Source organism: Williamsia sp. 1135 (genome assembly GCF_002095395.1).
Taxonomy (GTDB): Bacteria; Actinomycetota; Actinomycetes; order Mycobacteriales; family Mycobacteriaceae; genus Williamsia.
Genome location: NZ_MJEI01000101.1, coordinates 163,268 through 176,306 on the forward strand (window position 1 = coordinate 163,268; position 13,039 = coordinate 176,306).

General features: G+C 64.1%; 17 protein-coding genes and 1 pseudogene. 3 read left to right on the plus strand and 15 right to left on the minus strand.

The window, feature by feature from the left end; all coding sequences use genetic code 11:
• Positions 1–412: 412 nt before the first annotated feature.
• The 7 genes from BFL43_RS20430 to BFL43_RS20460 form a co-directional block, all read right to left on the minus strand.
• Positions 413–1,720, minus strand: a complete 1,308-nt coding sequence (locus tag BFL43_RS20430) for a phage/plasmid primase, P4 family (protein ID WP_240498386.1) — start codon at positions 1,718–1,720, stop codon at positions 413–415.
• 80 nt (positions 1,721–1,800) lie between these two features.
• A complete protein-coding gene (locus tag BFL43_RS20435) occupies positions 1,801–2,139 on the minus strand; it encodes a hypothetical protein (RefSeq protein WP_240498381.1) in 339 nt (112 codons plus the stop codon).
• A gap of 107 nt (positions 2,140–2,246) precedes the next feature.
• Complete coding sequence (locus BFL43_RS20440) at positions 2,247–2,561, minus strand: hypothetical protein (RefSeq protein WP_084894323.1); 315 nt, start codon at positions 2,559–2,561, stop codon at positions 2,247–2,249.
• Entirely contained in the window at positions 2,554–3,225 is a 672-nt protein-coding gene (locus tag BFL43_RS20445) for a hypothetical protein (protein WP_084894291.1), read from the minus strand. The genes BFL43_RS20440 and BFL43_RS20445 overlap by 8 nt, the downstream gene beginning before the upstream one ends.
• Complete coding sequence (locus tag BFL43_RS20450; RefSeq protein ID WP_084894292.1) at positions 3,225–3,461, minus strand: hypothetical protein; 237 nt, start codon at positions 3,459–3,461, stop codon at positions 3,225–3,227. The genes BFL43_RS20445 and BFL43_RS20450 overlap by 1 nt, the downstream gene beginning before the upstream one ends.
• Before the next feature lie 143 nt (positions 3,462–3,604).
• A complete protein-coding gene (locus BFL43_RS20455; protein WP_084894293.1) occupies positions 3,605–3,796 on the minus strand; it encodes a hypothetical protein in 192 nt (63 codons plus the stop codon).
• A complete protein-coding gene (locus BFL43_RS20460) occupies positions 3,793–3,993 on the minus strand; it encodes a helix-turn-helix domain-containing protein (protein WP_084894324.1) in 201 nt (66 codons plus the stop codon). The genes BFL43_RS20455 and BFL43_RS20460 overlap by 4 nt, the downstream gene beginning before the upstream one ends.
• A gap of 106 nt (positions 3,994–4,099) precedes the next feature.
• On the opposite strand from BFL43_RS20460, the gene BFL43_RS20465 reads away from it, so the two are divergent.
• On the plus strand, positions 4,100–4,642 hold the full coding sequence (locus tag BFL43_RS20465) for a helix-turn-helix domain-containing protein (protein WP_168176687.1): 543 nt from the start codon (positions 4,100–4,102) through the stop codon (positions 4,640–4,642).
• The gene (locus tag BFL43_RS20470; RefSeq protein ID WP_084894295.1) at positions 4,626–5,798 is read left to right on the plus strand and encodes a tyrosine-type recombinase/integrase; all 1,173 of its coding nucleotides are present in this window, start codon (positions 4,626–4,628) and stop codon (positions 5,796–5,798) included. The genes BFL43_RS20465 and BFL43_RS20470 overlap by 17 nt, the downstream gene beginning before the upstream one ends.
• On the opposite strand, the gene BFL43_RS20475 is transcribed toward BFL43_RS20470, so the two are convergent.
• Positions 5,795–6,760, minus strand: a complete 966-nt coding sequence (locus BFL43_RS20475; protein ID WP_084894296.1) for a class I SAM-dependent methyltransferase — start codon at positions 6,758–6,760, stop codon at positions 5,795–5,797. The two genes, BFL43_RS20470 and BFL43_RS20475, sit on opposite strands and share 4 nt — an antisense overlap.
• Before the next feature lie 30 nt (positions 6,761–6,790).
• On the minus strand, positions 6,791–7,579 hold the full coding sequence (locus BFL43_RS20480; protein WP_084894297.1) for an enoyl-CoA hydratase-related protein: 789 nt from the start codon (positions 7,577–7,579) through the stop codon (positions 6,791–6,793).
• Positions 7,580–7,625: 46 nt separating this feature from the next.
• On the opposite strand from BFL43_RS20480, the gene ligD reads away from it, so the two are divergent.
• Positions 7,626–8,594: a non-homologous end-joining DNA ligase gene (ligD, locus tag BFL43_RS20485; protein ID WP_084894298.1), complete on the plus strand. Its 969-nt coding sequence runs from the start codon at positions 7,626–7,628 to the stop codon at positions 8,592–8,594.
• 14 nt (positions 8,595–8,608) lie between these two features.
• Here the strand turns inward: ligD and BFL43_RS20490 are convergent, their stop codons facing one another.
• From BFL43_RS20490 to BFL43_RS20515, 6 genes and pseudogenes are all read right to left on the minus strand, one after another.
• Positions 8,609–9,412, minus strand: a complete 804-nt coding sequence (locus BFL43_RS20490; protein ID WP_084894299.1) for an NUDIX domain-containing protein — start codon at positions 9,410–9,412, stop codon at positions 8,609–8,611.
• Positions 9,409–10,239 carry an ABC transporter ATP-binding protein gene (locus tag BFL43_RS20495; protein WP_084836623.1) on the minus strand — a complete coding sequence of 277 codons (831 nt, stop codon included), beginning with the start codon at positions 10,237–10,239 and terminating at the stop codon, positions 9,409–9,411. The genes BFL43_RS20490 and BFL43_RS20495 overlap by 4 nt, the downstream gene beginning before the upstream one ends.
• Positions 10,240–10,332: 93 nt before the next feature.
• Positions 10,333–10,776, minus strand: coding sequence for a cupin domain-containing protein (locus BFL43_RS20500; protein ID WP_084894300.1), 444 nt, complete (start codon positions 10,774–10,776; stop codon positions 10,333–10,335).
• Positions 10,777–10,785: 9 nt separating this feature from the next.
• On the minus strand, positions 10,786–11,583 hold the full coding sequence (locus BFL43_RS20505; protein WP_084894301.1) for an aminoacyl-tRNA hydrolase: 798 nt from the start codon (positions 11,581–11,583) through the stop codon (positions 10,786–10,788).
• A 2-nt stretch (positions 11,584–11,585) separates the two neighbouring features.
• Entirely contained in the window at positions 11,586–12,845 is a 1,260-nt protein-coding gene (gene serB, locus BFL43_RS20510) for a phosphoserine phosphatase SerB (protein ID WP_084836620.1), read from the minus strand.
• Position 12,846: 1 nt separating this feature from the next.
• Positions 12,847–13,039 (minus strand): annotated as a pseudogene (locus BFL43_RS20515) (cytochrome ubiquinol oxidase subunit I); the annotation flags it as partial.

Consider the following 13,039-nt stretch of genomic DNA (forward strand, 5'->3'; position numbering starts at 1 on the left):
TTCTGCCCCCTGGGATCGAAGAGTCCGCCCAGGCCGATGCACTGGGCCAGCGCGAGGTCTGGGATCGGACCGAGATAGCCGGCAAGCGAGGGCACGCGGCGCATCATGATCCAGTCCATTCGCTGGGTCGCATTTCCGATGTAACCCCTGCGCATGAGAGGTGGTGTCCTCGCTGACCGCACATCATCGCGCGACCACACACACTGCACTTGGGGTAGGCAGACGGTGGCTTGAAGCTGGCCACGTTGCGTGGCCGGTACGGCGGCCATTGCTTTACGGGCCGGAAGGGTGTCTCTTCGTCGTCAGCCATCGCAGAAACCTTGGACCTGCACGAATGACGCTAATGACAGACGAAAAGTATGACGCCATAGGCGCGTGCGTGTAGTGCGATACATATGGTGCGTCATTTGCGTCATGCGTCATCGCTTTCGTGGGCGTCACTCCTGACGCCGATCCCGCTTCGCCACCGTCCAGCGGCTGTGCGGTTTGTGACCGGATAGCCGTGTCTGTCGAGCGCCAGACCGAATGCTTTCTGGTTGAGTGCCTCGCTGCCATCTCTCGCGGCCCAATGGGTCCACGCTTCGAACAACTTGGCTGTTGTGGCTTTGACTGCCGGGCTGGATGTCACGCACTCCTCGGCGATAAATCGTGCGATCGCGTCGGAGTCTTGGTGATAGGCCTCAGTCGCCCGGAGAACGCTCGGTGGTTCGGCCAGGTTCTGGCGCTCGGCGTAGGACTCATAGCCCCGTATGGCCCATAGGAGGACCGCGTCGGCGTCAGCTTGTAGTTGTTCGTCGAGGTGCTTGTCGCGTTCAGCTGGTGGAATCTCGACGTCGAAAGGGATAACTCGCAGTCGTCTCCAGATCGCGGGGTCGTCGCCGGACACCTTGGGTAGGTGATTCGTGATGAGTAGAGGCGTGTGAGACGGGGTGAACTCGATAAAGTCTTGCCGCATGCGGCGGGCACGGATTGTGTCGCCACCGGTGAGCCGTTTCATCGTCGCTTCTGCCAGTCGGCGGTCCTTCTCCGACTCTGATACGACGACCATCCGGGCGCCGAGGAGGTCCATTTCGCCGGTCGGGTGGGCACCCTGGCGGTGCATAAACAGATCGGGTTCGGCAGTGGTTGCGTAGTCGCCGAGAGCGTGGTTGACCGCCTTGTAGAACGTTCCCTTGCCGTTGGCGCCGGTGCCGGTCAATATCGCAAGAACGTGCTCGAGTACCAGGCCGAGCAGACCAACGCCGACCAATCGCTGCAGGTAGTCGCGGACGTCGACGTCGGGTAATACACGTGCGAGAAACCCTGACCAGTCAGCCCCTTTGGCGTCTGAATCGTATCTGGCGGCACACACTTTCGTGATTCGGTCACTGGGGTCGTGTGGCCACATCCGCATTGTCCGGAGATTTAGCGTGCCGTTCGCGCAATTGAGCAGGTACGGATCGCTATCGAGATCGCGGACGGTCGCAGCGAATGGCATTAAAGCTGACGCGACATCGAGCACCCCGGAGATCCCGGCCGCCGATTCGCATCTCCGGACGTCCGCATTCAGCTCTTTGTCGCCGAGCGCGTTGGCCAGGGCGTCGCGGAGGACGGTGAGGACGGCGCGGCGAGCGGTCCCGTCGTCGTCGCAGGTCCACCGTCGGCCGTCCCAGGTGTGCCAGCCGATGCCGCTGACGTGCAGCAGCTCACCGGCGAACCTGCGCGCAAGTCGGTAGGCCATTCTCACCTGGCCGCGGTGGATGTCGTCGAGCTGGGCGTATTCCAAGTCTGCGGGCGAGGCGTCGTCGGGCAGAGACAGGGTCATTGCGGGATCGCGCCTCTTTCCATGAGTTCGTTGACCAGTTCACGGCCACTGCGTTCGCGGCGGCGCCAGAGCTGCCTGGCGATGTCAACGGGGACAACGGGGCAGACGCCGGCGTCCAGGAGGTGTGTGGCGGCGTCGATCCAGCCGTCGAGGTAGGCGTCGCTGTCGTCGTCGCGGTTGTGGCGGCAGGTCCATGGATCTCGGCATGAGCAGTCCATTGCGGGCATTCGTTGCGCGGCGGCTGCGCGGCGGCGTTCGCCGCTGGGGGGTAGCGGGCGGTAGGGCGGGGCGGGTTGCAACAGCCACGGGCTGGTGGGATTCTGGGTAACGGACATGTGATGGTGTCGGCTTTCTCGGTGGGGGTGCGCACTAGTGCGCACCCCCACCGCTTTGGTTTTTCAGCAGTTGTTTTCGGAACGGGCCTGCATGAAAACCGTCTGGATCAAACCTGGTGCGCATCACCACCTTCGGGGTCCTCGGTGAGAATCACGTCGAGGCCCTTCTTTCGCGCCCAGTAGCGGAGCGCGGACAGCATGTCGTTCGATCCGGTGTGTGCCATCGCCTCGCGTGCCCGCCGTCGTCCCTGTTTCATCCAGGCTTCGGGGAGGAGCATGACTCCGGCGGATGTGGAGGGGTCGGTTTGCTTGAACCGCTCAGCAATCAGGCCCTCGTCCACACCGAGCAGCAACGACAGAGCATCCGTCGACAGAAAGGGTTCGCCGTCGACGGTGGACGTCAAGCGAATCGGTTCACTCACCGACATCATCTCCGCTCGCGAGGTCCACCAAACTCAGTAGCAGGTGAGCGAAAGTCACAGCTTCATTGAGTTCGAACTTGTGATGGATAGGGTGGATTGGCTCGCCGGTCGTGGTGTTCCACCCTTTCCGGTCAAGCGTGATGTACGGCTCTGCAGCATCTATCGGTTGCACGAGTGCTGTTGTGAGACAAGCGAATTGGTGCTTGCCTTTGGCGACTCTACTGGCGTATCGAGGGCACGGGATCGAGAACTGTTCCGAGCTCCAAAACGACCGCGATCGGCAGGTCGTTCCGTCGTCGAGGTCGAGATGATCGTTGCCGGGGTCCGACCAGGCTGGCCGGTTGGTGAACCACGGGTGCTCTGCGGTCCCATACGGGTCGATATCGATGACCAGGTCCTCGGGCGGGGCAAGGGTGCGGAGCTGGTGGACTGCCGCCGGTGTCTGCGGCAGGGCGTCGAGTTCAGCCCGGACCTGTTCATCGAGCGCGGTCATTCGAGCGATTGCGTCGGTAAACGTTAGCTTGTTCAGCGCTTTGACGATTCGCTTAATGGCGTCGATCCCGAGCGCCCGCTGATAGTTGTTGTCGAGGAAGTCGTCGACCTCGTTGATCGAGAACTTGCCGGGCAGGATCGGCGCGAAGTGGGTCGGTTGCGTGCTGGTCATCACGCACCGCCGTTCCGGCGCCGAGCGCGGGTGCGCGGAGACAACCCCGACGGCCGGGTCGGCATCAAGATCGGTCCAACAATGGACCGGTGCTCGATCGCTCGCGCGTAATCCAACAGGTCGCCGAGGCACTCGGGCTGAATCGTCGCGAGCAGGTCGATTGCCGCATCGCGCTCCAGGTCGCCGAGATGCGACCGCCGGTGCTTGTCGGTGGGTCTTGTATAATGGGATGACATCGTTCAGTTCCTCCATCAGGGGATTGCGGTGATCGCCCTCGGACTCTGTTGCTGCAGATCCGGGGGCATTTCTTTCGTCAACTGTGAGGCTGAGGCCCACGGTTGTTGCCGAGTTCAGAGTCTCGGACATCTGGGGTGCGAGGTCACTGATCATTGAGGGTCACCTCGCGCGGGCACGTCGGATCGTGGCGGAAGTACAGAAGTCGGATCGGCCCTGCCTCGCCAGCCACCCGACCCTCGGCGACATCAGGGTGCCCGAGGCAGTCGTCGCATTTGAGCCCAAACGCCACGGCGGCGGCGCCCATCTGCTCGGGGGTCATAGAGGCTTCGGTCACGCCGCACCACCGCGACTGGTCACGGCCTCCTGTTCTGACAACCAGCTTTCAACTTCGCTGCGCCGATACACCACCCGACGGCCCGCACGGAATGACTTCGGGCCCTCATTCGTATGTCTCCAGTACCTCAGCGTGGCCTCCATGAGGAACGGCCAGCGCTCCGCGACCTGCTTGGTGGAAAGAAACTCTTCTGTCATGTCAGTGGCCTCCGTTAGATTCATTGGCTGCATCACGATTCAGTGAGTGAATCATCATCAGGTTGGCACTTGTTGGTGATGCTGTCAAGCACCTACGATGTTGTGTGTGAATCAAACCTTCGGGGACGTCCTTCGAGAACACCGGACGCGTATTGGTCTCAGTCAGCGCGCGTTGGCAGAGAAATTGCAGGCCCTCGGAATAGGGGTCGACCAGGCGGCGATCACGAGGATGGAAACCGGACAACGGGAGCCAAAGCTCGTGGAAGCCATGCAGATTGCCGATTTTCTTCATTTCGATATCAGTATGGTCAGCTACGGACCAGACGAGAAGATCAGCAATCAAGGTTGGCAAGAACTTGCCACTGCGACCTATTACGATGCGCGAGAAGCTGTTTCGCAATATCTTGAAGCCCTCTTCATGGCCATCGGTACCTGGGCGCCAAACGAGGATGAGGACGAGAAGACGCGCGCCGAGTTCGCTGCATACTTCCTGGAATACATCTCATCTCTGCCCGGCAGAGAAGAACAGATGGCACGAAAACCCGCGTACTGGCGATGGGATTACAACGCAGCGTTTGACGTTTCAGCGTTTCTCGATGCACTGGTGATCGGACTAGAGCCAAAGCCCTCAGATGATCCAGAAACGTAACCGGCGCGCTGGCGTCGAAGACCGCTGGCTGAAGACCGACAAGAAGACCCGTACCGCGAGCTACGGAAAGGGAAACCGTTGGCGGGCAAGATATGTCGACGAGGCCGGCCAAGAGCACTCGAAGAGTTTCCGCGTCAAGGTCGACGCCCAGGCGTGGCTAGACGAAATCACTGCTTCGCACATCACCGGAAACTACGTCGACCCGAAGCGTGGATCGATCACCTTCTCGGCGTTCTACCGCGAGTGGTCTCAGCGGCAGGTGTGGGTGACGGGCACGATGACCGCGATGGACCTGGCGGCGAACGGCGTCACGTTCAGCGATCTGCCGTTGATGGAGCTGCGTCCGTCGCATGTCGAGGCGTGGGTGAAGTCGATGCAGGACAAGAAGCTGCTGCCGTCGACCATCAAGACGCGATTTAACAACGTGCGGTCAGTGCTCCGGGCTGCCGAGCGCGATCGCCTCCTGGCCCGCGACCCGGCGCAGAACGTGAAGTTGCCGCGCATCATCAAATCCGAGCACACGATGAAGATCCCGACGCCCGTCGAGGTCGGCAAGCTGATGGCAGCGTGCACCGAGCACCATGACGTGATGCGAGGGTTCGTCGCGGTGTGCGCGTTCGCCGGCCTCCGTCTCGGTGAGGCGTGCGGGCTCCGGGTCTCGGATATCAATTTCCTGCGCGGTGAGATCCGCGTCGAACGCCAGAGTCAGCCCGGCGAGATACGGGCTCCGAAGTACGGCAGTGTCCGAACGGTCTATGTGTCGATGGAGCTGATCGCCGAGCTGGCCGAGCACGTGCGAATCCACTCCCCCGGCGACGACGCCGACCGGTGGCTGTGGAGTAACGCGAACGGTCCCTGGACAGCCAATGTCGTCGAGCCCCGATTCGGCCGATTGCGGAAGAAGAATGGCGGCGACTACAGCCTGCACGACCTCCGGCATTTCTACGCCAGTGGACTGATCGCTGATGGCTGCGACGTCGTGACCGTCCAGCGGGCGATGGGCCACAAGGACGCGACCACGACCCTCAACACCTACTCGCACCTGTGGCCGCGGGCCGAGGACCGGACCCGCAAGGCGTCATCGAAGATGTACCTCGAATCTACTGCGGACGCACTGCGGACGGACGAGACCGGCAGTGGTTCTGACCAGGCCTAACCCGGCTTCACGCCGGTAACGATCACGTTGTAGAAGAACTTGGGCGGCACCACTTTTCGCAGGATGTTCTCATCCACCCAGGTGAGCCGCTTCCAGCCGCCGAAGGCAAACCGGGCCCAGCCCCAACCGAGTTTCTCGGGCGGCACCGCGGCTTCGAAGGTGCGAACGGGCCACCCCAGCATCGCGGCAGCGAACTCCTCGGTCGCGGTCTTGACGTTGACGGCGCCCGCCGACCGCGACATCGTCTCGAGATCTGCGGGGTCGAACGTGTGGATGTCGACAACGGCTTCCAGTGCTGCGGCGCGAGAGGATTCATCGAGTTCTGCCTGCGGCCTGCGCCAGTCCTGCAGCGGACCGAGTTTGGTGAGGTTTGTGGTCGCGGCCCAGGTGGCGCGCGAGAGCCAGCGGGCGTAGAAATCGCCGATCGTCGACGGTTCACCCGCGAACACGAAACGGCCGCCGGGCTTGAGAACACGCAGCACCTCACGCAACGACTTCTCGACGTCGGGGATGTGGTGCAGGACCGCATGCCCGACGACGAGGTCGAAGGTGTTGTCTTCGTACGGAATCGTCTCGGCGTCGGCGACCCGGCCGTCGACGTCGAGGCCGAGGTTCTCGGCGTTGCGCAGGGCAACCTTGACCATGCCGGGCGAGAGATCGGTGACCGACCCCTTGGCAGCGATCCCGCCCTGCATGAGATTCAATAGGAAAAAGCCTGTGCCACAACCGAGTTCCAGGGCGCGCCCATAGGGCAACGGCTGGTCACCGGCGACCGCGTCGAATCGGCCGCGAGCGTAATCGATGCAGCGTTCGTCGTAGCTGATCGACCACTTGTCGTCGTAGGTCTCCGCTTCCCAGTCGTGGTAGAGCACCTGGGCGAGCTTGGTGTCCTTGAGCGCGGCCTGCACCTCATCGGCACTCGCGTGCGGGTTGGGAGCGGGATCGCTGGGAGACGAAGTCATGGGTCTACAACCACTTTCCGTAGAGGGAGGCTACTTGCCGGTGAACTGGGCCTTGCCCGGGCCGTTCTCGACGAAGGATGCCATTCCGATCTTCCGGTCGTCGGTGGAGAACAGTGCCGCGAAGACGTGCTCTTCGATCTTGAGTCCGGTGGCCAGATCGACGTCGAGGCCCTCGTCGATGGCGGCTTTGGCGGCGGCGAGCGCCACGCTCGCGGCGCCGCTGAACTTCGACGCCCACTTGAGCGCAGCGTTGTAGACCTCGTCCGGTGCAACGACCTCGTCCACGAGCCCGATCTCCAGTGCTTCTGCGGCACCGACGAAGCGCCCGGTGAACACCAGGTCCTTGGCCTTCGCGGGGCCGATCAGCCGAGCGAGACGCTGGGTGCCGCCGCCACCGGGAATCACGCCGAGCAAGATCTCGGGCACTCCCAGTTTGGCGTTGTCCCCGGCGATCCGGCGGTCGGCACCGAGTGCCACCTCGAGTCCGCCGCCCAGTGCGTATCCGGTGATGGCCGCAACGGTCGGCTTCGGGATGGCGGCGATGGAACCGAGGTCGGCCTGCAGGCGGCCCGCGACCTTCTGCACCTCGGAGAACGTCAGATCGTTGAGTTCTTTGATGTCGGCGCCTGCAGCCAGGACCTTCGGGCCGCCGTAGACGACAACCGCCTTGATGTCGTCGCGCTGGGTCGCTTCACGTGCGGCCTCGGCCAGCTCGGCCTGGACCTGGCGGCTCAGTGCGTTCATCGGGGGACGGTTCAGCAGGATGGTCGCCACCCCGGGAAACTCGTCAGAGGTCTGCAATGTCACGAACTCAGGCATGCTCCGCAGGCTACCGGGTGCACCGGTGATCCCCTACTGTCGGGGGATGGCAGCGACCCCACACGGTGAGGCAGTCGAGATCGAGGTCGGTGGCCGCGTGGTGCGCGTGTCGAGCCCAGAGCGTGAGTACTTTCCGGCCCGCGGGGAGACCAAGCTCGACCTCGTCAACTACTACCTGTCGGTCGGCGACGGAATCGTGCGGGCGCTCCTCGATCGGCCGTGCATGTTGCATCGCTACCCCAAGGGCGTCGCCGGACAGAAGGTCCACCAGAAACGGATACCGGCGGGCGCGCCGGACTGGCTCGAGACCGTCAACATCTTCTTTCCGCGGTTCGGCAGGACCGCCGATGAGGTCTGTGTGACCGAGCTCGGCAGCGTGATCTGGGCGGTGCAGATGTCGACTGTCGAATTCCATCCCTGGAACTCGCGACGCTTCGACACAGAAAAGCCCGATGAGTGGCGCATCGACCTCGATCCGATGCCCGATTGTTCCTTCGACAAGGTGCGGCGCACCGCTCACGTCGCACACGAGGTCCTCGACGAACTCGGTATACTCGGATTCCCGAAGACGTCAGGCGGATCCGGCCTGCACATCTACGTGCGCATCGAACCCGAGTGGGGTTTCGCCGACGTCCGCCGCGCCGCACATGCCTTCGCCAGAGAGGTCGAGCGCAGGGCTCCGAGCGAGGTGACCACCACGTGGTGGCGCAAAGATCGTGACCCCAGCGCCGTGTTCGTCGACTACAACCAGAACACGCGAGACCACACGATCGCCAGTGCGTACTCGGTGCGTGGCAACCCCGAAGGCACAGTGTCGACACCCATCAGCTGGGACGAGATCGGCGACGTGGAACCGCAGGCACTCACGATCGCGACCGTTCCGGCCCGATTCGCCGAACTCGGCGATCTACACGCGGAGATCGACGATCGTGCCTTCCGCCTCGACACCTTGCTGGAGTGGGCCGACCGCGACGAGCGCGAAGGTGCCGAACCGACACCTGATCCCGACGCCTGAGCAGGGTTCCCTGGTCAGAAGAGATCGTTGACCCGACGGTATTCCTCTTCGCCGTCGAACTCGATCCGAACCTTTTCTCCGGTGGATACGAAGTTCGGGGTGATGCTCTCGACCACCCGGTCGGCAGCAAGTGCGTCGTCGACACTGTCGTACTTCGACAGTTCCTTCAGCTGGGTCCAGGTGGGTGGCAGTAAGAAGTGCTTTCCGTCATCCCACGACGCGATCGCCGCCTGCGGGGTCGCCCAACCGGTCTCGGACGCCTCGGTGGTCTCACCGTCAGCGGTCTGTCCCTCCGGCAAGACGGCGAGAAAGAACCGGGTGTCGTAGCGCCGCTTCTCTCCGAGCGGGGTGATCCAGTGCGCGAGCGGGCGAAGCAGGTCCGCACGCAGCGAGAGGCCCGCCTCGCGCAGGAACTGCGCAAACGACAGGGATTTGTCGACGAGCCCGGCGCGTTCAGCGGTCAGTTGGGACGTATCGGGGAAGCTGCCGTCCGAGCGGGCAGCCAGCAACACGCCACATTCTTCGAAGAGTTCGCGTACCGCTGCGCAGACCAGCGCCTGGGCGGTCGCAGGCTCGGTGTGAAACTGTTCGGCCCACCAGTCCTCATCGGGACCGGTCCAGGCAAGATCGACTTCGGCGTCGCGGGGGTCGACACCGCCGCCTGGGAACACCGTCATTCCGCCGGCGAACTCCATCTGTTTCACCCGACGCATCAGGAACACCTCGATCGGTGCGCTCGCCCCTGGCCGTACGAGCACAACGGTCGCGGCGTCGCGCATCGGAACCGATTCCGGGTCGTCGACGATGGTGAACGTCATTCGGCGCGCCTCCGGTGGCCGCCGGCAGCACGTGCCCGCCGGGCGAAGAACCGGCCGTCGGCCTTGTCCAGAGCGATGGACTGGCTGAACGCGCTGGACAGGTTCTCGGCGGTGATGACGTCTTCGATCAGGCCTTGAGCCACGACCAGACCCTCCTTGAGCAGCATCGCGTGAGTGAACCCGATCGGGATCTCTTCGACATGATGCGTCACCAGGACGGTCGCCGGGGCGTCGGGGTCGGCCGCCAGGACCGCGAGCCGGGCCACCAGTTCCTCACGACCGCCGAGGTCCAGGCCTGCGGCGGGTTCGTCGAGCAGCAGCAGCTCCGGGTTGATCATGAGGGCTCGCGCGACGAGTACGCGTTTGCGTTCGCCCTCCGACAACGTGCCGAAAGTGCGGTCGGCGAGATGTTCGGCCCCCATCGACTCGAGCATCTCGAGGGCTTGTTCACGATCGACGTCGTCGTACGCCTCCTTCCAACGGCCGAGCACCGCGTAACCGGCGGAGATGACGAGGTCGCTGACGATCTCCTGCTCCGGGATCCGCTCACCGAGCAACGCCGAGGTGACGCCGATCCTGGTGGTCAGCTCGCGGACCTCCGTGCGGCCGACCGGTTCACCGAGCAAGAACGCGCTGCCACTGGAGGGGTGCGTTTCGGCGGCCGCCATCCGCATCAGGGAGGTCTTGCCCGCGCCGTTGGGGCCGAGGATGACCCACCGTTCGTCGAGCTCGACCTTCCAGGAGATGGGGCCGACGAGGGTGTTCCCGCCGCGCCGCAACGCCACGTCCTCGAAGTCGATCAGTAGGTCTGGGTCCGTTTCACGCACCCCCCTATCGTGCCGCACCGCGGGGCGACTGACCGTCCGATGCCGAGAGTGTCGCCGAATCGGCTGATCCCGTATGTGCGGCTGTGTCCGGCGTCAACCCATCGTGAAGTCGGCAAAGTCGAAGCCCGGCACGACAATACAACTCACGAGCGACGGTTCGTCTCCATGAGGGGTGGCACGCTGCCACTGGCCCGGCGACAGCACGTACTGCGGACGCTGCCCGGCGAGAATGTCCGAGCCGACCAGCACCGTGTGTTCATCCGCCGGTGCGCTGCCCTGACCACCCAGACCCAGAGCGACCGGAGACCCGCGGTGGTGCAGCCAGATCTCCGCGCTGCGCACGGTGTGCCACGCAGAATGCTGGCCGGGCAAGAGCAAGAAAAGGATTGCGGTACCGGCGGCACGCTCTGCGGGATATCCGTCCGGTAGCACCGATTTCGGGATGGTCAGATCGCTGACCCATGTCTGCCGGTAGAAACCGCCCTCGGGGTGGGGTTCCAACGCGAGGTCGACGGCCCACTCCGGCAGCTCTGTCATACGCCCAGATTAGTCCGGCGCAGGCCCGGCCGCCCGGCTCGTCTCGGCGATCACGGTGACCGAACCGGGCGCGATCTCGGTGAAGCCGGCGTCTCGGACCGCGACAGCCGTTCCGTCCGCATCTGCGGCGAGGAGCCGATCCCAGTCGCTGGTCGACGCGTCTCGAACCGACACCGGACAACCGGCAGAAAACCATTGGGCCGCTTGCTCGCGATTCATCAGCTTGACGGCCAGCATCGAGGCATGCCCGACCTGTGCCGCGAGCTTCCCGACCGTCATCTCGAGCGTGGGGTTGACCCACAGCACTGGTCCGTCGGGCGCCTGGCCGGCAGCTGTTTCTCCCGCGATCTCGGTGCCACCGATCTGCAGGCGAGCAATGCGTTTGTCGGTCTCCCCCACCGGACCCGGCACAATGGCCCTGGCGCTCGCTGTCCCACAGCCGGCCGTCACCCCTGGAACCTCCTGCGCGGCTTCCCAATGAGCACCGCGCGCACGCCGCGCAATCTTCCTGATCCGCGCATCGCACCAGGCATCCATCGGCGCCGCCCATGGGCCGTCGCCACCACTGCGCTCGTCCAGACACAGCAGTGCGACCGCCGATGCCGCGGCATTCAGAAGATCTGTGCGATCGGGCTGCTCCGCCTTGGGTATGTGCAGCACCATCTGCATGGCGAGCACCTGCCCGGGATCCGGCGGATCACTGTGCCCGCCAACGTATCCGACCAATCGATCGAATCGCTCAGCAAAGGTCGACGGCCGAGCTTCGCCGTCTCGGGCCTCCGGGTCGTCGACCGGTTCCGAATCCATGGTCAGTTCAGCGGTACCCGGCGCATGACGCCGTCGATCGCATCCGCGGCCTCGATCTCGTCCCGGGTGACGCCGAGGATGAACAGCACGGCATCGAGGAACGGATGCGACAGTGCCGCATCGGCGACCTCCTGCAGCGCAGGTTTGGCGTTGAACGCGATACCCAGTCCGGCGACCGTCAGCATGTCGATGTCGTTGGCACCGTCGCCGACTGCGATCGTCTGCTCCATCGGCACACCGACACTGTCAGCAAAAGCCCTGAGCGCCTTCGCTTTTCCGGCACGATCGACGACCTCGCCCACTACCCTGCCGGTGAGTTTGCCCTCAGCGATCTCCAACGTGTTCGCCTTGACGAAGTCCAGTTCGAGTTCGTGGGCCAACGGCTCGATGACCTGGCGGAAACCGCCGGAGACCACGCCACAGTGATAGCCCATCCGGTGCAACGTCCGGATGGTCGTCCGCGCGCCCGGAGTCAATTCCAGTTCGTTCGCGACCTCGTCGAGCACGGAGACATCGAGTCCGGCCAGCGCGGCGACGCGCTCGTGCAGCGATTGGGCGAAATCGAGCTCGCCACGCATGGCGGCCTCGGTCACCGCGGCGACCTCGGCTTCGCGGCCCGCACGAGCGGCGAGCATCTCGATGACCTCGCCTTGGATCAGCGTCGAGTCGACGTCGAAGACGATGAGACGTTTGGCCCGGCGGGCCAGGCCACCACGCTCGACCGCGACGTCGATGCCGTACTTGCTCGCGACACCGGCCAGCCCTTTACGCAGCGCGGCGTCTGCCGCGACGCTGTCGCGATCGACACTGATGAGCAGCTCCAGGCCGGTCACCGGGTAGTCCGCGATGCCCCGGATCGAATCGATGTTGCCACCCTGGCGGGCGAGTTCACCGGCGAGAGCGCTGAAACTCTTCGCACTGACCGGACTTCCGAGGACAACCACAGCGTGCGTCGAGAGCCTGCGGTCGCCGTTCTCGGCGCCGACCTCGACGGTGACGTCGACGCCTACCGAGTCCATCGCCTGCTCGATGACCTCCTGCAGCTCCTCGCTGTCGCCGATGCACCGGACGAGGACGCCGAGCGTGAGGCGGCCGCGAATGACCACCTGCTCCACATCGAGAATGCTGACGTTGCGGGTGGACAAGGCCCCGAACAGGACAGACGTGACGCCGGGTTTGTCGTGTCCGGTCACGGTGATGAGCACAGACGTACCCTCCGGCCCCGCGGTGTCGGCGCGGCCGGGGTTGATATCGGTGGTCACCTCAGTTCGAACCGGAATCTGATTCGGCCGACGATTCGTGACTTCCGACCGTCAACGGCTCTTCTTTGATCTCTTCGGCCTTATGACTCTTCTGGCCAACGTGGGCTTCGTCGCGCATGCGGTCCACCATATGCGGGTAGTGCAACTCGAACGCAGGCCGCTCCGACCGAATGCGCGGGAGCTCGGTGAAGTTG